The sequence below is a fragment of the Clostridium sp. AF15-41 genome, assembly GCF_003604095.1.
GTDB lineage: Bacteria > Bacillota > Clostridia > Lachnospirales > Lachnospiraceae > Coprococcus.
Genome location: NZ_QTMQ01000013.1, coordinates 69,163 through 92,367 on the forward strand (window position 1 = coordinate 69,163; position 23,205 = coordinate 92,367).

Genomic DNA, 23,205 nt, shown 5'->3' on the forward strand with positions numbered 1-23,205 from the left:
CCGGGCGACTGCCGGTACACTTTGTACTGTCGTTTGCTTTTTTTCGTTATGAGATGCAAATTGTCAACGAATGCGGGTGCCTGTTTGAGCCTGAAAGGCGAGTTGGCACAGGAGCATGAGCGAATCGGACATTTGCAACGAATAGAAAAAAACAAGACATACAAAGTATACCGGCAGTATCCCGGACAACATGAGATAGGATACATATACACCCGCAGAATAACAGTAGCCCGGACAACATAAGGCAGCCAAACTTTATATCACATAGATGCGACAGGTGTTACTATCATATACTTTGCATCCCCGGTCAGCGGATCACGGCGTTTGTAATCGAATAATATATAGCATACTTCAGACAGACGATTTCCCGTCTCTCTGTTGTAATAAATCTTTTCTATGTGTGTCATTCTGGACATAGATTTCCAGTCACAGCCATGATAGTCTTCTTCCCGAAGGTATCTGTGGTCGTTGGCCTCACGGATGTAGAAGTCCCGGAACAAATCTCTCACACCCTCCTGTTCCGGGGCGAAATCCGGTCGGGTCTTCATATTCTCACGAAGATATAAGTCAAATACCAGCATTTCCCGAATCAGTTCTGTCTTCTCAGGGAAGTGTTCTTCTGCAAAATGAAGCAGTACATGATACCGATAGATTCTCGCCGGTGTCTGGATAAAATATCCCTTTTCATCATAATAAGAAGCAAGGCTCGCATAAAAATCAAACGGCGAATCAAATTCTTCCACCAGGAATGGCAGCGTGCTCTCAAACTGACAGCTGTTATAATAAATCTCTACCATTTCTTCGATCTGCTTTAATCGCAGGATCTCATCATAAGATATCCACTTTGTAAATAAGACTTCATACGGCGGACAGCTCGTATACTGTAAGCCATACCGTTCTGCATTGTCATGCATCTTCGAACCCTTTAGTACCTTTAAAAAACCTAACTGAAGCTGCTCCGGCTTCATCGCATATACATCATTAAAGGAATGTGCAAATGATTCATAATCCTCATACGGAAGCCCCGCGATCAGATCCAGATGCACATGCACATTATGTCCCTGATGGATCCGGGCAACGATCTTTGCCAGCTTATCAACATCCATTACACGATCGATCTCCCGTATCGTCTGCAGATTTGTCGACTGTACTCCGATCTCCATCTGTATTGCCCCCGGCCGCAGACTGTTGACCAGCTCCAATTCTTCCTCATTTAAAATGTCTGCTGCGATCTCAAAATGAAAATTTGTGATCCCATTGTCATGTTCATTGATATACCTCCAGATCTCCATTGCATGTTCATGGGAACAGTTAAATGTCCGGTCTACAAACTTTACCTGTTTTACCTGATGATCTAGGAAAAACTGCAGTTCCTTCTTCACCAGATCAAAACTGCGGAAACGAACCCGTTTGTCAATCGACGACAGACAATAACTGCACCGGAACGGACAGCCTCTGCTGCTCTCATAATAAATGATCTTATTTTTAAAAGTGTCCAAGTCATAATACAGAAACGGAAGCTCCGACAGATCGGTAAGTCCTCTTGGCTTCGTACAAATAATATCTTCTCCTTCCCGAAGCACCAGTCCGTCAATATCTCGAAAATTTCCGGTATCACGGAAATTTTCAATACCACAGGAATTCCCAGTATTACAGGCATTCCCAATATCATAGGACTTCCCAGTATTATGAATATTTCCAATATCAAGATATCTTCTCAGCACATCATAAAAGGTTGCCTCTCCTTCTCCAACCATAACTCCTGTAAGCTCCGGCATCTCCGCAAGAAGCTTATCAGCATCATAGGTTACTTCCGGACCACCGACCCAGATATCTGTATCCGGAAGGAGCTTCTTCAATTCTTTTATGATCTCACGGATCATCTCGATATTCCATATATAACAGGAAAATCCAACTGCATCCGGTCTTCTCTTATAGATATCTGCAAGAATCTCTCCCTTTTGATTGTTGATCGTATATTCTGCAATCTCAATATATTCTGCAAGAGACGGCTGTCTCTTTACCGAATAAGAATACAGGGAATAAATACCCGGATTTGAATGAATATATTTTGTGTTTAATGCTGCCAGTAAGAACTTCAAGGAATTCACAACCTCCTACTATATGATTTTCTGTATCTTTGCAGGCTCATTCATAATAATCTCTTTTTTCATATTTCCGATATATGAAATTATTTATCTATTTCAAGGATTATACCACAGATAAGATTTATTAAGCTACAAAATCCGGAATTTGCCTTTACTTTAGAAATCGCGGATGATAGACTAAGGCTGTAGACAAAATTATATTATAGGAGGGTATCTATGAACAAAAAAATGAAACACTTATTACTGGCTTTATGTGTCTGTATCTTTGGTCTTATGATGACAGGTTGTGCATCAGAAACTACAACTACCATAAAAGTCAAATCGGCAACTAAGGCTGACTTCTCTATTCAGGTTGGCTATGACGATGAACTGTTATCCGCTATTGCAACCATGAGTGAAACCACAACAGAAGATCTCATCAAAGAACTGAAAGGATCAGGAGCTGTATATGCCAAAAAGACAATCAACGGCATCACCTACCACACCTTTACAGCATCTGCAAAAAATGCAAAAATGACAGATATTGAGAAGCTGTTAGAAGAAGCCGGATATACAAATGTATGTCTTACCAAAGATTTCTTCTATGCAACCTTTGATCCTGATAACGCCGCAAAGAACATGTCTTGTATCGCAGGGCTTACCAGCAAAGCAGCAGAGCTTCAGGCTAACGACAATTATGATCTGTCAAACATCCAGTTCTTTATGAAGACCAATGTTACCATGAAGTCTAAGATCAAGACAACAAACGGTAAACTGTCCAACAAGTCAAAGACAGTAAAATGGACGATCAAGGATGCTTCAAAGAAAAAGAATCTTTACGCTTCTACAGCTAAGACAACCAAGACAGCAAAGACAACAGCCGTTAAGAACAACAAGTCCTACAAAGCCGGCAAGAAGATCACAGTATCAAACAGCAAGAGCCTTGTAAAGATGAAACTGGACGGCAAAGCAGTTAAGAAGAACACAGTCGTTAAGAAAAAGGGTACACATACCCTGACCATCTGGTCAAAGAACGGCAAGGTTCAGAACGTAATCTTTACAATTAAATAAGACGATTTATCACATAAAAAAACATCCATATCTTTATTTACAGCATTTATCTGTATTATAAAATATGGATGTTTTAATTTTATAATTTTATCTTTTATCATAGACAAGAATCCATCTGCTCTATATTGTTGTGAAGCAGATGGATTCTGTACTATAACCAACATTATTAAAGTTCTTTATTTCATCCAGACATCGATATCCACCGAGCCGGAGATTCCCGGCACACTTCCCTCGCTGGTGTACTGCCAGCCGGTAAACAAATATGGGAAATCGGGTACATTGGAATATTGTGCCAGCCACAGCTGATAATCTCCCAGCCGATCCATATCCAGATTCTGTGCATACCAGTTCCTGTTTGCATAGATCATCGGTGTATATCCTGCATCCCTGATCGTATCGCAGAATCCAACGATTGCATCCGTCCGTTCCTCATTTGAGATATCATTGGCACGGGCGCCGTCCGCTTCCATCTTCTCCGTATCGATCACTACCGGATAACTGATCTTATAATCAGCAATGTTCTTGAGCACATACTGTGCCTCTTCCACGCCTTCCTCGTAGCTTACCGCCTGTGTATAGAAATATACACCGACCGGCATCTTGCTTTCGAGTGCAGTCTCTATATTCGTTACATAATTATCATCCAATGCCAATCCACCCTGAGTGTATCCACGATAACCAAGACGGATCATTGCAAACTGGATACCGGCTTCTTTTACCTGATCCCAGTCGATCGTTCCCTGATGACCGGATACATCGATTCCCAGCTTAGCATTCTTGATATTATCATCTGAATAACGCATATACCCATCATCATCCAGCTGAAATCGTTCCAGATCATAATTATGTCTGGCTACCTTGCTGCTGATCTTATAGAGCTGGCAGGTCTCACGATCATCACCGACGATGATATAACTCTGCTTGATATAATTCCAGTAATTCTCGTAGATCAGATTTGCGAGTTCACCCGGTGGAAGCTCCACCCCATAAGTTACTTCTGTATATAACGTAGGCTTCGACCTTGTCGTCTTATTATGCTCCACTCCTATACAGATACCCGCTATAATACCGATCACAATACCAGTTATAATGCATACCGCATATTTCATACGTTTTTCAAGTTGTTTTTTTCTGTCTATTTCTCTCATGTCTGCCACAAGCCGTTTAAAATTGGATTCGCTCTGTACCAAGTCTCAATTGAATAATTTTATCATATTTTCGTCTGATTGCATGGCGATATCGTCTTGCCACATTATCCGAAAACATATCTGTAATATCTTCTTTATTCAGAATCGCTCTGTCATATAACACTCTGTATTTGATATTCCAGTCATACATCAGACTTGTACAGTTATCGATACTTACCTTTATAAACGCGCCTTTCTTCTTTCCTGTTAATACTTTCAGATTTGCCTGCTTTCTGCCAACAGAATTCTTGACATCAAACAAAACCTCAGCCCCCGGAAACCGCTGCCATATAGCATCAAGAAACGCCTGTAGTTTCTTTGTTGTAAAATACTTCGTAACATCACAGCATACAAATAATATCGCTTCTCCCTGATTCTTCTTAACACTGTCAAGCCAAGTAAAATCCAAAATAGATTTTCCAATGTTCTGCTCCCTATCCTTGCTCTCCAGCATTCTGCGGCGAAGTTCCATTGTCTCAGGCATATCTACATTATACCATCGGATCCTTCCGTTATCCATCCGCGAAAACATGGTATCAAGTTCCGCCCCGACATTTACAATGATCCCATCTGCATACCTCATAATAAACTGTTTTACCCGTTTGTCAATCTCTACGATTCTTCCCATCTTAACCAGGCGGTCATATTCCGAATACATCGCATTCAGATCCTTATGGGAAACATTCAATTTGATTGCAAGCTTAATAGATTCATCATCCTGATAAATCTTTGGATAGCGTTCCGCCACCATGGATCTTGCCCACACTGCCCGCTTGATCTCCGGGTTTACGAGTTTTGCTTCATCCTTAATACTGTCACTGATACGATTGATGATCATACGGCACTCAGGAATATGAGGATGCTCGATATAATCATGAGGCATCCCGAAATATTCAAAATAATGGATTCGAATCTGCTGTTTCTTTAGTCGATCATACAGATATCTTGCATATCCGTTTAACAGATCATCTTCTACCGTAAAAATGGCAATCTCATCACAGATATCAGTCAGATCTGCGTATACCGGACAGGTATATTCATTTTGATGATACAAATCCCTGATCCAGTATTTTCTCAAAAATTCTTTTATTCCCGGACGATAATAATACTTCCGCATCTCCTTCTTTCGATCCATCATTAGGTTCGCCATATTACCATCCATAAATTCAGTATCCATCGCCGGAGATAACAGAATCAGTTTATCCGGTCTCCTGATACCTTCTTTCCATGAAAGAACTGCCAGTGATAGCGCAAGTCCGCCACCGGTCGAATCTCCGACTACTACCAGTCGGTCGATTGACATTTTCTTTGTCAGATGACGATATGCTCCGATCAGCATATCAAATGTATCCTGTGCACAGAACTCCGGTGTCAATGGATAGATCGGAACAATCGCACCGTAACCATTTTTCTCGATGACGGATGCAACAAATTCCCACTGATTTCTATTGATCTCCATGCAATGCCCGCCGCCATGAATATAGAAAAAGAAATTTCTAACCTCTTTTCCTTTTGGCTTCACATAATAACATACACCAAGCTTTTCTTCGACCTTTGTGATCTCAAACTCATCCTGCATCCACTTTGGAGGAGTGCTGCATTCGTATTTTCTGCCCTTCAAGACCTTTTTTGCAATGTCATCTGCTTTCATACGTTTATCATCGAGCATGATACCTTCTATTTTCTCTTTTATGATAACAAGACTGTTTTGTGTACTCATATACTTTCTTCCTTAATATACACGTAACCCATTTTTACCTGTTACCATTTTCACATAACCATGGGTGAATATCAAGTAAAATTTAATTCTCAGCTATAAATCCCCAGTCTTCATCTGCCGTAATATTAAGGCGCTCAGACAGTGGCACAGGATCTATGAGATCACCCGTTACGGCATCTAAAATTACCAGCTGTGACGTATATGGATCATCATGATCATTATCTGCTTCCTCATGCCTGCTGAATATCCATGCAGGCACAAAACAGTATGTATCCTGATCCTCAGTCTGCCTCAGACAATATCCAAGCTCCAGATGATCAAATATTACTTCTCTGTATCCGGTCTTATATTTCTTATAGAATTCAGGTATTGCTTTCTCTGCCTTCTGTATCATTTCATCAAATGAAAGTAATGTGACCGAGTCTGTCTGCCCTGTCGGTTCCAGATAATCTTTCCAGCCGGCATTGATAACTCCATTTCCATCTACATATATCGTGTAGGATTCATGCGGAAGATCAAGTTCTATATCACCATCTTCCCCTGACAGATAATCAGTATCATAATATGCATAATCAGCAACCATCTGTGTACCCGCCGCCCGTCCATACAGGAAAATATAACCATCCCATTCACTTGCACCGACAGGGTTGCCGCTGTCATCATAATATGCCCACATCAGATCACTGACACCTTTAACCTGAACATCACTGATTCCCAGATCCAAAAGAAAATCATCAGCGATCATCTTTGCTTCATCGACTGAATAGATACACTTGTTATCATGCACCATGGCTTCCGTTTCTTCCTCTGTCGTTCCGTCCTGTCCATTTCCTTGTGATGATTCGGTTCCCGTTTCCATGGATGCCGACTGCTCCTTATATTCTTCTACAGACATCATCGGGAGCTGGATCATATCCACCTCGGAGGCTCCATCCTGCGGACGATACTGTATCAAACTCTGTGTCATCTTAAAATGCGCCATCGGATATTCTGCACATGGAAAACCAAGCTCGAATTCTATATCATTACGGATGCCCTTATACAGATCAGCGGAATAATCAATAGCTGCTGCTCCATCCTCCGATGCTGCATCAAGCATTTTTTCCAGTCTCTTTATCTCATCTGTATACTGCTCCTCAAAGATTGCTTCTCCGTTTTCTTTTCTTGCTTTTGCATCTTCGTATTCCTGTTTTGCCGCATCCAGTTCATTTTCTATATCAGCTTTTGTCTTTGCTTTCTCACCACTCAGCTGAATATCCCGGTCAAATACTGCATTTACCACCTTTTCTTTATATTCCGGCGTCCTCTTTCTCTTTTTCACATATTCACGGATCGTACCTGACGTATCAAATGTCTGAATCCGGTCTGCTGCGATCTCGATAGATTCCAGCTCACTGTCTGCCGGATCTATCATCTGATGACAGGATTCCGGTATATCATAACCGGCAGAAACCGTTCCACTGTCACCATTTACATCCAGCCCTGTCTGTGTCGTTTCCTCCTGCTGCACGGAATCATAATCGATATCCTTCTTCCCACAGCCGGAAGTTATGGCTGTAAACATTAATATGCCTGCAAATAACAACGCCATTCCCTTTCTTTGTTTCATACCTGATTTTTTCATATTGATATTGATCTTCATCCTTTCCTGTCATAGAATTTCCCGTTTTCCCTCTTATTTCAGATAAAATTCTGATACTGTTTATTATTTGCTATTCTGATTCTACATTCATAGTTCGATATGTACCAAGTGCCTTTGATACTTCCACGATATCAATAACGGAACCATCTGTCGCATCAAGCACCACCATCTGATTCGGATTTGATTCATCCTCAACATTTCCATTATCGTCTGTATATTCTTCAACCTGTGTAAATATCCATGCCGGTACATATTCAAATTCTCCCTCCTGCTCGCCCTGTCTCAGGCAATAGCAAAGCTGCAGGCGGTTATATTCAATCGTTTTATACTGTGTACTGTATTTGGCATAATATTCAGGGATTGAAGAATCTGCACGTTTCATCAATTCTTTAAACGAGAGCATCTCTGCCGCTTCCGGTTCTTCCTCAGAAGAAAGATTATTTGTCCAATCCGCTCCGATGACACCATTATCATCGACTACGATCGTGCAGGAATCCGTAGGAATGGTTACTTCAGCATGTATCTGTGTAAGATTATCAACATTCCACGCATATAGTCCCTCTCCGATCGACTGATCCTTTATCATATGGTTGAATGTAAAATAATATCCATCGACATTTATCTCTACCGTACTGTAAAAATCATTATAATCCCATGCGAGCGCCGATGTCGAACTGAGCGACATATCATTACATCCGACATTCTTTAGAAAAGCTTCTGCTATTTCAAGTGCCTCCTGTTCTGAATACTTACATTCATTTACCGCCTTCTGTGCTTCTTCTGCTCCTGCATTACCATTTTCTACGCTTCTGTTTAATTCTATATACTGTCCACTCCTTATCGAATCCATCGGTTCATCCGGTGACCGGTACGATATTATATCCTCTTTTAATTCAAGACTGTAATCTGTATCTTCATCATTTGGTGGTGTAAAAATAAACTCATGATCTCCGATCGTTCCCAGATAACGAAGTGCAGAATAATCACCTGCCGCAGGATAAGTATCCGGTGCTTTCTCCAGTTTATCCTGAAGCTCTGCGATCGCATCATTTGCCTCCTTGATATGGTCTGCATCCGTTCCCAGATTCTTCTTATATGCCTCCCAGGAATCAATCTGAGCTTCTATATCTGCCTTTGTCATATTATCCTCATCGTAAGCATAGATTCCATTGCTCTTATCAAATATAGCTTCGGCTGCCTTTTTCCGCCCTTCCTGTCCTGTATTATTCTTGGATAATTTCTCTGTATACATTATCGCTGTGTCCGGTATTGAGATGTCACTGACCTTCACGGTGATCTCTCTAAGTCCTGAATCTCCGACCGCAATACTTCCATCATATGACTGCGGAATATCATATTTATCCTGAAGGCTTCCACTGTCCTTATTTCCGCTGCTGCCATCGATATTATAATCTACATTTTTCTTGCTACAGCCGGCAAGCATCGTCGATACCGTCAGCGTACCAACCACCAGCCATGCTGTCTCTCTTTTAAATCTTTTATTTTTCATAGCCTTTCCCCCTTTCATCTCTGTCAGTTTACTCTCCACTGTAAAAACTTCCTGCCGTCTTGGATAATTCAAGCAGATCGATCACCGAGCCATCCGTGGCATCTTACGACTTTCTAATTAAAACACACTATGCAATCATTTTTGCATCATATCTGTACATTTTCTGAATAATCAAAAAGGCACACCCATCGCCTTCTCTATATAATTACACGACTTGTTGCGTTTCTATTCGACTCGCACGCTTGTGTGGAGCACTTATCGAAGGCGAGTCAACAACGATGCCTGAGTTTAGTGCGTACCATGTAAGTCCCCTTAGCGAAGACAAACCAAAGGTGCAGTCTGAGTTTAGTAGGACTTACTGATTTATCAGCAGTCGCCCAAACTCACCCTGACGGGTTCAGACATGGGCTTGGTGCTGATAGCTAGTGCAAGTCTCATAACGAAACTACACAAATGTCGATGTTAATTATATAGAGAAGGCGATGGATGTGCCTTTTTAATCTACAGTTTTAATTTATAGTTTTATTCTTCAGAAGTATCTTCTGCACTATTGTCCTCAGCGGAAGTATCTTCTGTACTGTTATCCTCGGAGGAAGTATCATCAGTATCATCGATATCTTCTCCGTCTTCTGTCGGTGTGTCATCATATGTATAATATGTGCCAAGTGACTTGGACAGTTCCAGAAGATCGATCACTGATCCGTCTCTTGCATCTATAACTACCAGCTGTGTAGGATTGTCTTTTTCTGAATAATCCTGATATTCATCATACTGGGACAGAATCCATGCAGGTACATAATCGAACTCACCATCTTTCTCGCCTTTTTTCAGGTAGTATGTAAGTTCCATTCCGTTAAACTCAATCTTCTTATAATTAGATGGATATTTGCTGTAATACTCAGGAACCGTTTCATCCAGCTTTGCAAGCAGATCTTTATAGGAGAGAATCTCTGCTGCCTGTGGTTCTCCGTCTGCCTCCAGATATTCGCACCAATTTGCTCCATTGATACCATTGGAATCTATAGAAACCGAACATTCTTCCGTCGGAATATCAATAGAAGCATTATCCTGCTGAAGATTTTCAACATTCCATGCATTTACAGTAGCAGTCGGCTGATTGTTGATCGCTCTTGAATATGTAAATGTATAACCATCAACCTCTGTATCTAAGTTATTACCATCATTATCATAGTAAACCCAGCAAAGTGCTGATGTCTTCTTTAATGATGCATCTGTGCATCCAACCTTTGCCAGAAAATCATCTGCCATCTGTCTGGCTTCATCTTCTGAGAATGTACACTTATTCATGTCTGCATCTACAGCGCTTGCATCGTCACTTTCATACTGCATATAATCATCAAGAGTTGTGGAATAGCAGCCATTTGCTCCATCCTTTGGACGATAGGTCAAGGTATCTCCGGTAAAATATAATGAATATCCGGTAGAACCATTATCTTCATCCGGTGTTGAAATTGTAAATTTCTGATCTCCGATCGATCCGATAAATGCATCACCTGAATAATCGCCGGCTGCCGGATATTCATCCGGTGCAGTCTGCATTTCCGTCTTCAGATCCTCAATCCATGTATCATAGTATGATACCATATCTGTATCAGAACTATTTTTCTTCTTTTCATTCTCATACATGTCGATCTCTTCCTGAATATCTGATTTGGTACGTTTCTCATAATCATACTCATAGATACCCTTATCTTTATCAAATACAGCCTCTACTGTCTGCTTCTTATCATCATTTGTCGTGGTTTTCTTCTTGCAAGGTGCAACATACAGATCTCCTGTATCCGGTACGATCACCTCTTCTGCATCAATGGCAATCTTCTGGATACCGGAATCACCTGTTGCGATCTGTGTATCACAGCTCTCAGGAATACCATATTTACCCTGAAGACTTCCGCTGTCTGCGCTGCTTCCACTTCCAGATCCTCCATTTCCGTCTACATCATAATCCACATCTTTCTTTCCGCATCCGGTTGCTGCTGTGCTGACTGCCAGCATACCGACCAAGAGCATAGCTGCCATTTTCTTACGATATGTACGAAATCCCACTTTATTATTTTTTTTGTTCTGCATATAATGACCTCCTCTTTTCTTCTCTCATTATTATAGCTTCTGGATCATATCCAGTAAATGATTAATTTATAAATGTATTTACCGAGTCATTTCATTACTTTTCAGCTGTGTCACCGGTTGTGTCATCGGTTGTGTCATCGGTTGTATCGGAAGAAGCATCTGTTGTATCCTCTGATGAATCTGTATCTCCGACAGAAGTTATCGATGAATCTCCTTCATCGGAGACATCTCTTGCAATCGTATCAGTATCATAATTCTGATATGTTCCAAGTGACTTAGACAGTTCCAGAAGGTCGATCACTGATCCGTCGGTAGCATCTAAAACCACCATCTGATCCGGATAGTCTGCATTATTTGATTCATCCGCCATATCTTCGTACTGGGTTAATATCCATGCCGGCACATATTTGAATACTCCGTCTTCATCAGTCTTTTCCGGATAATAAGCAAGCTTCATGTCATTGAATTCAACCTTCTTATATCTGGTTGGATAAGTTGTATAATACTCCGCAATATTTGTATTTGCTTTCTTTAGAAGCTCATCAAATGATAACAGATCCTTGCTCTCCGTCTTATCTGTAATCTCAAGGTAATTTACCCAGTTTGCCGATATAACACCATTTGAGTCAACATATACTTCGCATTGTTCAGCCGGAACACTTACAGAGGCATCATCCTGCATGATATTATCAACGTTATATATGTCCACAGATGCTGTCGGCTGATTATTGATCGATCTTGTATAAGAAAATACATATCCATCGACATCCACCGACTCTGTAGTACCATCTGTTCCATAATAATACCAGTAAAGATCCTGTGCCTTATTCAAAGTTACATCTGCCATACCGATCTTATTTACAAATGCATCTGCGATCGACTGTGCTTCATCTTTTGAGAATGTACATACATTTGTGGATGACATATCAACATCCGTCAGATCATCACCGGTATCCGGTGTGGAAAAATATACACCGCTGGCTCCATCCTTTGGACGGTAGGTGATCAACTGATCTTTCAGACCCACGAAGCCGCTTACTCCCACCTGATCATCTACATTAACAAGGAATTTTCTTCCATTAATCTCTCCAAGAAGTTCTTTACCGGAATAATCTTTAGCTGCCGGATATTCATCCGGTGCCTTCTGAAGCTGATCTTTTAAACCATCGATCATAGAATCATACCAAGATGCACCGGATGTATCTCCATTGGCTATGGAATTCTTCTTTTCCTTCTCATACTGATCGATCTGCTCCTGAATATCAGATTTTGTCATATTGTCATAATCAAATGCATAAATGCCTTTATCTTTTTCAAGAAGCGATTCTACAAGCTGCTTTTTTGCATCATTTGAAATTTCTTTTTTCTTTGCATATACGATTGGAAGATCCACTGTACTTGGAACTGATACCTCATCTGCTTCGATCGCAAGCTTGCTCAAGCCACTGCTTCCTGTATCAAGTGTTGTATCACAGGATTCCGGAATTCCGTATTTACCCTGAAGACTTCCACTGTCTGCGCTTCCTCCATTTCCTGATCCACCGTCTACACTGTAATCTATATTCTTCTTTCCACAGCCTGTAAGTGCCGTTCCTGCCACCAGAACTCCTGCTACGGCAAGTGCTGCCATCTTTTTATAATGCAGCTTTCTATTTACCTGTGTTTTCTTAATACCTGCTGTGTCTTTTCTTATTTTTCTCAAAATAATTACCTCCTGCTGTGATCCTGCATTCTAACAAACAAAATTATTATATTTTTTCAGCGCTGTAAAAATATTAACACAAACCATTGATTTTGTTCATTAATACGGGTCTATTTTTTTATTAAACTTTCTTAAGCTTTCTTTTCATTTTCCCCGACATATTAAATGTACATGACCACTACATATTTTATGCAATATAGTTGCATCCTTTTTGCATCCTTTTTCTACAATTTCTTGTATTTCTATATTGCATTTTTTCTTTTTATGTTATAGTATGTGCGGTGAGAAAGAATAAAGAGGTGTCATTCCAATGAATATTACCATGTTAAAAAGTAAGATCCACAGAGCCGTTGTTACACAGGCTGAACTGAATTATGTCGGCAGTATCACCGTAGACTCTGAGCTTTTAAAGAAAGCAGGAATTCTTGAATATGAAATGGTGCAGATTGTTGATATTGAAAATGGAAATCGTTTTGAGACATACACGATCGCAGGAGAACCGGGATCAGGTGTTATGTGTTTAAATGGTGCAGCTGCCAGACAGGTTCAGGTAGGCGACCATATCATTCTGATGTGTTATGCTTCTATGACACCTGAAGAAGCCAAAGAATACAGACCAACGGTAGTCTTTGTAAATGAAGACAATTCCATCTCCCGTATCACCAGCTATGAAAAGCATGGCGAGATAGGCTAGAGAATAAAGCAAAAAGAAAGAGATAGTACCTAACGGCAATGTCTCTTTCTTTTTAATTTACGATATGAACAATCGCTTTTCTATTTTTCTTCTTTATTTACTATCCGCAGGACTCTGGCCGGGTTGCTGACTACGACTGCATTTGGTAATACATTCTTGGTTACAACTCTTTCCCATTCCATTCCTGTTTCATCTCTTGAGAATCTGCTTTATCTGATGATATATCTTGACTATTAGCCTTCTGATCATATATCTTTGTATTTACGTCATAGGCATTTGATGCATAGCCCTGTTCATCCGCATTATAGCCATTCGAATAATAGTCCTGCCCATTTGCCTCGTAGCCATTCGGATAATAACCTTGCGTATTTGCTTCGTAACCGCTCGGATAATAGCCCTGCTCATTCGTTTCGTAGCCATTTGGGTAATAGCTTTGCGCATTTCCCACATAGCCATCCGGGTAATAGTTTTGCGTATTTGCCGCATAGCCATCCGGGTAATAGTTTTGCGCATTCGGATAATAGCCTTGTGTATATGGCTGCTGCATGTTCTGAGCATTTACAGGCTGTATATATTCTCCGCTTTCCGACTGCTGATTTTCTGATGTAGTTTTTTTCTGCTGCTTCTTCTGTTCTCTGGCAAGCTTCTTCTCATTTTTCTTCTCAGCTTTCTTCGCCAGACGTTCTTCTCTGTGTTTTACCCTGTATGCCCGAACGATCAGAATATATACGATCCATAAGATAAGCAGGGAAACGATCGCAATCCCGGCATATAACTGCCACCGATGATAGGATGTAGCATAACGGTAGCCAAGCTCACTGTCAAGCGTCAGCAGTTTATCTCCTGATACCTGTATTGTCAGATAGATGCTGTAACCGATCACACCCGCACCTGCAAGTGTAAGAAGGATCTGAATAATAGTATATACGATCATGACTGCTTCCTCCTTTTCCTGCCCTTTACGAATACAATGATATAAAGGATCAACAATACGAGAAACAAGCCGCCAAGTGCGATATATTCAAATATCCGCTTCACTGTTTTTCCTGATTCATAGGTGACTGTTGCTGAATACACTGACTGATTTCCCACTGCATCTTCGGCAATTAATGTTATCGTATTCTCACCGCCTGACAGCGTTATCTTCTTGTTAAAATAGTTCTGTGTCAGTTCAACAGGTTCTCCGTTTAATGTAAGAACTGCACCGGCTTCCGTATATCCATTCAGATAGATGCTGCCTTCCGTTACTACTTTTCCGTTTATGTCTTCGGATACAGATAATTGCGGTGGAATCGTATCTACATAGATATCTTTTGAAAATTCGGCTGCATTTCCTGTTCCATCTGTTACTACAAATGAAACTGTGTTATCACCATCTTCCAGATTCACACGATACATGCTGGATTCTTTTTCTCCCTCCAGAATTTTCTGTTCTCCCAGATATGCATCAAATGTGCTGTTAGTATCTAATGTCACCGTTGCATTTATGAAACTGTTTTTTGTCATATCCGAATCCGTATCAAAGGCTACATCTGCCGATACTTTTACTGCCGGATCTGCAGTGATCAGATCATACATACAGCTCTCATTTGTTCTCACAACTGCCAGATATACTTTGGATGCATCTTCTGCATAATCTCCATAATAAGCATCTGTCGCTCCAACAGCTTCTTCCTTTATCAGATTATAAGCCTCGTCCCATACAAGCACTGTATAAGCTTCATCCTCTGCTGCATTCCATGAAATATAATAACCCTCGTTATAGGTTCCGCCTTTTACACCGTCTACCTTCTGTGAATCATTCGGATTCTGATAGCTGACAAATCCGTCACTGTACGCCCGCTGATAGATTCCATCCACAGATACACGGATATAAAAATGATACTCACCACTTGAAAGGCTGTCCAGATCAAAGGAAACAGTACCCTTCTTATCCATATATTCACTGTAAACACAAGTTCCGTCAAATCCCTCAGAGTCTGTATCTGCAAATATTTCTACATAGATCTCATCCGGGCTGTCTGTGATCTTATAGTCTGCTGTTACACTTCCATCTGTATTCTGTGTTACCGCAAATTTGCTGATCACTAAAGAATTCGGAAGTTCACCGACTGTTACATCTACAGTTCCCATATTGTCACCTGCCACCTTAACTGTCCAGGTTCCTTCTTCTCCTTTTCCTACATTAACGATCGCTTCACCATTTGACTCGTATACCTGATCCGGTGTCTTATCCTTACTGTAGACTTTACCGGATGGTGACGTCAGCGTTACAGTTCCTGCCTGTTCATAATTTTCCCACGTCACATAAAAGACTGCTTCTGTATATTCATAATCCAGATCGATCGTTACCTCTGTCTCCGCTGCATGAACCGGAAGTATCAGACAGCCAACTGCAATAGTCACCATTAATAGCCATATACATATTTTACTTACTATTCTTGTCTCTCTTTTCATATGCTTCTGTTACCCCCTTAGTTGGATGATGCATGAACTTTATCCCACAGGAAGAGTTCTCCATTATCTTCATACCAGATAGATGCTTCTTTCTCTTTGCCGTTATTCCCACTGTAATTCAATGTTACCTTGGCTTTATTAAAATCCCAATCCCAGTCAACGGCAAGCTTCGATGCTCCCTTTGCATGAACATTAGCAGGTGCCATATCCACGTTACCATTTACACCAAGCTTGATATATCCACCGGTCAGATTGCCACCAAGATTTGCATCAGCACTTCCGTTTACCTCACAGCCAAAGCCTGAGATTCCAAGTTCTACAGAAGCAGATACATCCAGACCATCTTTATTTATCTTTGCTGCTGCCTTCGCCTTTTCTGATCCAAGCAGTGACAGATCAGCCGAGATTGCAAATTCTGGATCACTGAAATTAATCTCTACCTTACCATTTGCTTCACCGATCTCACCCCATGACTTGAACTTCTTCATCAGAGCATTATTGCCGTTAAACGAAGCAAACAGGTTGATATCTGCACCCGCAGTTCCTGCAAGTATAATGTCCTGCTTATTATATAAAGTATTATCAAGACCGGTACCGATAATATTATATGTTTTCTCCGGAATCACTGATTCGTACAGATTTAAGGCGATCGTACTCATACCCTGCAATTCTCCGCCAACCTGATTGATGTCAATGACTTTATAAACCGTTATTCCCGGATCTAATGCTGCTCCGATCGTTACTTTATCCGGCAGCCAGTAATAGGAAGAAAACGAGCCGTCAAATCCGGCAATCCGACTGTCAAAGAATCCCGGTATGGATGTTGCCAGATCAATCTTTCCACCAATCTTCCAATACTCGTAATCAGGATCCAGGGAATTTAATTTTAGTGACAATTCATTAATCCCAAAGGTTCCAAAATTAATCTTATCATCTACAGATAATGTTACTTCTCCACCAAACTGAATGCCATCCGGTGTGATCGCCATTGATAAGGATCCATCTAAGCCTCCAAAAAATTCTTTTGCTCCAAACTGCTTTAAGCTGCTCCGTTTCGTGACAGGCTCCGACTCCTTATTCGCTCCGGTTTTATGTTGAAGTGATTTCTTTGTTGAATCAATAATTTCATCCAGCCGGAATGATGAAATATCTACCTGTAACCGGTTACTGTGCAGATTTATCTCTGCAACATCGATATCCATGATAAACGGCACGGAAAGATTCAGACTGGCAATCGTCTGATCAAATGATATATCAGATCCGCTGACCGTTACATAATATCCATTTTGCCCAATTACATAATCTTTATTTCCCATAACAAGACCGGCAAAGCTGCCATTGGCCTGTTCCATCTCTGCATAACTGACATAGAGTTTTCCGTCTCCCTGAACCTTACCGGAATCACCGACCTTGATCGTCTTATTTGCCACAAGGGAAAGATCCGGATCCATGTCGTCCACAATGATCTCCATATCACCTGAGCTGTGAACAAATCCGTTAATCATGACATTTCCACTGGCCGCCAGGCGATCATCTGCTGTCTGACCAATGGCATCTGCCGTGATCGTCATATCACCAAGTCGGATCGAGGTTGTTGTTCCTGCTTTGAATACCTTAAACAGAGATTTTCCTACAACAAGACGACCATCTGTTGTCTTCACTTTGACATCATAGATACCGGCAGTCAGTTCGCCATTTAATTTGCCTGTAAGACTTGTTTTATCTGCTACCTGTATATCTGTTAATACCAGATTGCCAACCGTCACACTCGCAATATCAGAAAATCCTCCGCCATTTACAGTCAAGGTAATACCATTCTGTACATCCTTTACAGATACATTTCCCGGCGTTACCGAAGATACTCCGAGTGTATTCTCATCAACCTTCCGGATAAATCCTGCATCATCTGAATCCTCCGGTTTATTCTCTTCTTTCAAATAATAATTCTTTGTCGCTGTTGCATTATATTCTGCGATATCAACAGTAAGGAATCTAGGATCTACATCCGGATTCTTTGTTACCATATATGATATGCTGTAATTATTTACGATATATTTCTGAAGATACAGATAGATATCCGATAGCTCCGTAGATGCAGATGCCTTTACGAATTTACCACCGGTTACTTCTGCGATTGCCTGCATATATGCGTCATCACATTCGCCAAATCCAACCGTATATACACTGATTCCAAGTTTTGCTGCTCGGTCAGTTGCAGCCTGCATATCTTCTTCCGAACCTCCGTCCTGTCCGTCAGACATCAGGATAACTGCTCTGCTGCCTTTTTCCGCTTCCAGATTATCAAGTGCAAGATTTAGACCGGCAGATATGTTGGTTCCACCACCATCTGAAATAGCTGCTATAGAGTTCTTCAGCGTTCCGCTTCTGGATGTCAACGATTGCTCCAGATATGCCTCATTATCATATGAAACAATCATCATTTTCTCTGAGGTTATATGCTCTACCGCTTCTGTTGCGGCCTGCTTTGCGTTTGCGATCGCCGCACCTTCCATACTGCCGCTCTTATCCATTACGATACCGATACTGACAGCTTCACTCTCTGCCCCGCTGTTCAGTGTAAAATCCGTGATCTCATACTGCGTATCGATCACCGTAAAATCTTCCTTTGTAAACTGATCTGCCAGTTCTTCTTTGGAGTCCTTTGTTCCATTGATATTAATGTATGCCTGAATGGATGGATATGCCGAAGTATCGATACGGCTGATATGAATGTTGATCCTGTCGTATTTTAATGTGGTTGCAACGTACGAATTAAATGAACCATTTATGGTTTCTTCCGATACAGGAACAACCTGACTGCTCTGTTTATCTACCATATCTTTAACTGCAGCATTCAACTCTGCATTATAACTGTCATCGGAGATCTGATTGTACTGTGTCACAACTTCATCAATTGCATCTTTTAATAATGATGAATCACTGATCTTGGCACTGTTATCAATGACATTATGCAGATGCACGTTTGCCGTATCTCTGTCATCCATTGCCAGATACAATTTGGACAACTGCAGTTCGTAAAATCCCGTATCGTCTCCACGATATGGCTCCTGTACAAGAACATAATTAACTGCACGCTTGATCGGTACATAACTTGCATCCTTATAATAGGAATCCGCTTCCTCCAGCAATTCATTTATCTCGTCTGCATGTGCACCGTCATAGCCTTCATCATCAATCAGCTTCTGTGCTTTCTCTTTCGCGCGTTCCGCCTTCTTTACCAGAGCTTTGATCTCATCATCCTTCATATCAAATGAGTCTTCTGTATAGTTCTGATCTCTGGTATATCGATATACTTCTTCGACAATTATATCCGTATATATAACCGTATTCTCCGGGCTTTTAAAATTCTTGTTCAGCTCGGAGGCTATATCCTTTGCCTTATCAAAATCATTCTGATATACATAATAACCGATCTCCCGCCGGAGTACTTCTTCTGTCTCACCATATGTATGCTTCAGATCCCTGATATCATCCTCTGTAAGATCAGCAACTGCCACACCATGGATCTTATTGTCAAGCTCATACGCTTCTTCAAACTCCCGCTGTTCTTTTCTGGTAAAATCAAGATCTTCGATATAGGCAGTCAGTGAACCTGTCAGTGTTTCATTTGATGCATTACCCGTGTCATCTGACTCCCCACTCCATGCAGTCTCCTGCACGCCATCTTCTTTTTCCAGATCAGACAGATAAGATTCATAATCTGTATATGCCTTTTCTCCTCCGGAGATCATTCCTAGTTTCCCGGAGCAATAGTCATCAAGAGCCGTCAGATATGCCTTTCCTGCCTTACTGATCCCGTTTTGTTCTGATAACTCCTGAAGTTTAAAATGGCCGTTAATATAATCTCCGTTCATGACATCACATGCCACACTGAGCAGCTCTTTTTCTTCAAAAGAACCTGCAATGTCGTCAAGAAGGATTGCCGCCTGATCGATATTGCCCTCTTTCATATAACAATACGCCATATAGATATTCTGATCATTTGTATCTGCGTCCGTAAAATATGCCCGGACGCCAAGAAAGGTAGTCCCGGCAAAAGCCAGAACTACCCCTATCGTGAGCAGCCATTCCGGGACATTTCTCTTTGTCTTAAAGATGAAATGTCCGCATATATCAACGACTGTAAAAAACAGAAAGATAATTGCTATCTTCAGTAAAATATTTAATTCCAAATTTTGCCCTCCCTTAAATATCTGAATCGGATCTGTTTTAAATGAAGACCATTTTTACCGACATTCAGACGCATAACTGAAAATCTGGTATGCAAATCAAATTCTTTTTTAATAACCATGTCTTCCCCATTTGTTCCATGGAATGTGAAACTGAGGCTCGGTATATTGGTATAATACAACGTACATGGCATTTGGGCAAGTTCTGAGAGATTGGAACTTCCGATCAGTTCGATCTCATAAATTCCTTTTTTTTGTACATCAAACGGAAGTACATAATTTACACCGGCTTTCGACTCCTTGGTATCAAGTCGTAATTCATAGTCGCCATCTAATCTGACAAATTCAACATCTGACAGATCAACATCATCCGGTTCCGCCGGACGATTGATGATCGATACCTCTGTCGGGCAGCCCATTGCTCTGCGCATTGCTTCTGTATCAAGTACAAAGCCACAGATGTTCGCTGCATTTCTCTGAAGTTCCGCGCGCTTCAGCCGTCCATCTACGAGTGCTGCGGCTGTATTGTCTCCGCTGGCATTTGTTGATCCATCCGGACATACCATATAGATATCATTCTGCGCACGTGCCATTGCCGCAAAATTAATCTTATCCGGCTCCTGTCCACGCTCATTGATGGATGCCCACCAGTCAGTCATGACGATACCTTTAAATCCCCATTCTTCTCTGAGGATTGTCGTACAGAGATCATAATTTCCGGCTGTCCATACTCCGTTTACCGGTCCGTATGTCGTCATGATCGCATCGCAGACACCACTTTTTACGATCATCTCAAAGCCTTTCAGATAGATCTCCCGAAGTGCACGTTCTGATACAACAGGATCTGCAAAATGTCGTCTCATCTCCTGATTATTTGCGCAGAAATGCTTCGCTGCCCCTGTTACACCTGCTACATGCAGACCTTCTAACATCGCACCGGCAAAGCATCCTGTCACATATGGGTCTTCTGAGAAATATTCAAAGTTTCTTCCATTTAACGGATGACGGTGAATATTCATACCGGGTCCCAGTAAACAGTCAACCTTCTGTGCGATCATCTCATAACCGGTACAGGTGTAAAGCTCTTTTACAAGCTCTGTATTAAATGTACATCCAATGATCGTTCCGTTTGGCAGGCTGAATGCTTTCACACCACAATCTAACCGCATACCGGACGGTCCATCACTGCAGCATACCGAAGGGATTCCATGACGGTTGATCAGCGACTTGGATACACCTCCAAATGCTGCTGCCGTTCCCGGTGTTACAAGTGAACTTCCCATGCCTTCTCCTCGAATGATACAAGTAAGGTCATCGTCTGTCAATTCTGATATAAATTTATCCATTCCGATCGAACCATCTGCCACATCAGATAATGTATGAGTACCCATCGTCTGACGGATCTCCTGTGGAAGATGATCCTGTCTTCTCTGCTTCTCGTTTGATGCATGATGTGGTGCTGCTTCCATCATGACCTGATATCCGTTCTCTGTCTCTGCTGCCTTCATTCTGTCAAATGCTTCTACCGGAGCAAGTGCAGAGCAAAGCTGTTCGATCACAAGATCACCTGCAAGCTCAAATGTGCCTGCACATTCTGCACTTCTGACATTTTCACCGGCAAATACATGATATGTGCCTGCTTCTAATACAAATGCATAAGCATGTCCTGTAATACCGGAGTCGTCATAGGAAGCAAAGCGGCTGTATGGAACGGTAATATCCAGTTCTTCTGATTCACCCGGTGCAAGCTCCTTCGTCTTTGCAAATCCGACAAGAACCTTATCTGCTTTTCCAAGCTTACCCTGTGGAGCTTCCACATAGACCTGAACAACATCTTTTCCTTTCTTTAAACCGACATTTGAAACAGTTACATGAAGAGTAAACTGCTGTTTCTCCGACTCATTTGAAAATACAACGACTGACTTTTCAAATGTTGTGTAGGACAGGCCATATCCAAACGGATATCTGACGCTGTCCTTTGCGAAAGTCTCAAAATAACGATATCCGACATAGATATCTTCACTGTAATAATTCTTATCCGGATCACCAAAATATGGTGTAGAAGGATAATCAGCAACTTTATATGCGATCGTGTCTGTCAGATGACCGGATGGTGAAACTGCTCCTGTTAATACATCTGCTGTTCCAAGTCCGCCAACCATGCCGCCCTGCCATACATACATAACAGCTTCCGGCTGGTAACGGTCTGTAAAACTCATATCGAGCAGACCACCGACATTTAATAAAACGATCATCTTATCAAAGTTCTTTCTTACTTTTGTGAGCAGGTCTTCTTCCACATCTGTAAGCTGATAAGAGCCCTTGGTATCACTTGCATCCTTATCCTCGCCTGCTGTACGTCCGATGATCACGATAGCTGTCTCTGATCGCTTGCCGGCTGCTTCCACAACCTCATCGGTCAGCTCCATTTCTTCCTGACACCACGGTTCATTTCCCCAGCCTTCGCCTTCATTAAATGGATGTGTCTTTTCCCAGTCCTGATAGATCCTGATCAGCTCCTCATCCAGAATGACCTGACCACTCTCACGAAGACCATCTACGATTCCATAGACCTTTGATACATTTACCATTCCTCCTGAACCGGTTCCGCTCTTATAATAGTGGTTCTGGATTCTTCCAAATACTGCCACCTTCTCATCTTTTACAAGCGGAAGTGCCTGATCTTTATTCTCAAGCAGAACACAACCTTCTGCTACTGTCTGTCTTGCAAGTGCTACATACTGATCCCAATCCAATACTACCTGATTCTTCATATCCATCATACTCCTTTTCCTGATTTTATCCGTTTGTTTTATCTCATTTATATAGTTACGTCCTTGTTTAATTTATAAAT

Annotated in this window: 13 protein-coding genes; 2 read left to right on the top strand and 11 right to left on the bottom strand. The window is 41.4% G+C overall.

The window, feature by feature from the left end; genetic code table 11:
• Positions 1-260: 260 nt before the first annotated feature.
• Positions 261-2,111 carry a B12-binding domain-containing radical SAM protein gene (locus tag DWW43_RS09790; protein ID WP_347475260.1) on the bottom strand — a complete coding sequence of 617 codons (1,851 nt, stop codon included), beginning with the start codon at positions 2,109-2,111 and terminating at the stop codon, positions 261-263.
• A gap of 213 nt (positions 2,112-2,324) precedes the next feature.
• On the opposite strand from DWW43_RS09790, the gene DWW43_RS09795 reads away from it, so the two are divergent.
• Entirely contained in the window at positions 2,325-3,158 is an 834-nt protein-coding gene (locus tag DWW43_RS09795) for a hypothetical protein (RefSeq protein WP_119963449.1), read from the top strand.
• Positions 3,159-3,334: 176 nt separating this feature from the next.
• On the opposite strand, the gene DWW43_RS09800 is transcribed toward DWW43_RS09795, so the two are convergent.
• The 6 genes from DWW43_RS09800 to DWW43_RS09825 form a co-directional block, all read right to left on the bottom strand.
• The gene (locus DWW43_RS09800) at positions 3,335-4,306 is read right to left on the bottom strand and encodes a glycoside hydrolase family 25 protein (RefSeq protein WP_119963463.1); all 972 of its coding nucleotides are present in this window, start codon (positions 4,304-4,306) and stop codon (positions 3,335-3,337) included.
• A gap of 16 nt (positions 4,307-4,322) precedes the next feature.
• Entirely contained in the window at positions 4,323-6,065 is a 1,743-nt protein-coding gene (locus DWW43_RS09805; protein ID WP_119963450.1) for an alpha/beta hydrolase fold domain-containing protein, read from the bottom strand.
• Between the two features lie 82 nt (positions 6,066-6,147).
• Entirely contained in the window at positions 6,148-7,674 is a 1,527-nt protein-coding gene (locus DWW43_RS09810) for a hypothetical protein (RefSeq protein ID WP_133302413.1), read from the bottom strand.
• Between the two features lie 103 nt (positions 7,675-7,777).
• Positions 7,778-9,217 carry a hypothetical protein gene (locus tag DWW43_RS09815; protein ID WP_133302414.1) on the bottom strand — a complete coding sequence of 480 codons (1,440 nt, stop codon included), beginning with the start codon at positions 9,215-9,217 and terminating at the stop codon, positions 7,778-7,780.
• A gap of 522 nt (positions 9,218-9,739) precedes the next feature.
• The gene (locus DWW43_RS09820) at positions 9,740-11,308 is read right to left on the bottom strand and encodes a DUF6034 family protein (RefSeq protein ID WP_119963453.1); all 1,569 of its coding nucleotides are present in this window, start codon (positions 11,306-11,308) and stop codon (positions 9,740-9,742) included.
• 94 nt (positions 11,309-11,402) lie between these two features.
• On the bottom strand, positions 11,403-13,010 hold the full coding sequence (locus DWW43_RS09825) for a DUF6034 family protein (protein ID WP_243104459.1): 1,608 nt from the start codon (positions 13,008-13,010) through the stop codon (positions 11,403-11,405).
• A gap of 310 nt (positions 13,011-13,320) precedes the next feature.
• Between DWW43_RS09825 and panD the strand changes: the two genes are divergently transcribed.
• Complete coding sequence (panD, locus tag DWW43_RS09830) at positions 13,321-13,704, top strand: aspartate 1-decarboxylase (protein WP_119963454.1); 384 nt, start codon at positions 13,321-13,323, stop codon at positions 13,702-13,704.
• A 160-nt stretch (positions 13,705-13,864) separates the two neighbouring features.
• On the opposite strand, the gene DWW43_RS09835 is transcribed toward panD, so the two are convergent.
• Genes DWW43_RS09835 through DWW43_RS09850 form a run of 4 tightly spaced genes read right to left on the bottom strand, consistent with a single transcriptional unit; the run spans position 13,865 to position 23,125 of the window.
• Positions 13,865-14,638 carry a hypothetical protein gene (locus DWW43_RS09835; RefSeq protein WP_119963455.1) on the bottom strand — a complete coding sequence of 258 codons (774 nt, stop codon included), beginning with the start codon at positions 14,636-14,638 and terminating at the stop codon, positions 13,865-13,867.
• Positions 14,635-16,161, bottom strand: a complete 1,527-nt coding sequence (locus DWW43_RS09840; RefSeq protein ID WP_119963456.1) for a hypothetical protein — start codon at positions 16,159-16,161, stop codon at positions 14,635-14,637. The genes DWW43_RS09835 and DWW43_RS09840 overlap by 4 nt, the downstream gene beginning before the upstream one ends.
• Before the next feature lie 17 nt (positions 16,162-16,178).
• On the bottom strand, positions 16,179-20,354 hold the full coding sequence (locus DWW43_RS09845) for a VWA domain-containing protein (protein ID WP_119963457.1): 4,176 nt from the start codon (positions 20,352-20,354) through the stop codon (positions 16,179-16,181).
• Positions 20,345-23,125, bottom strand: coding sequence for a glycoside hydrolase family 3 C-terminal domain-containing protein (locus DWW43_RS09850; RefSeq protein ID WP_347475261.1), 2,781 nt, complete (start codon positions 23,123-23,125; stop codon positions 20,345-20,347). Before DWW43_RS09850 ends, DWW43_RS09845 begins: the two co-directional genes overlap by 10 nt.
• Between the last annotated feature and the right edge of the window lie 80 nt (positions 23,126-23,205).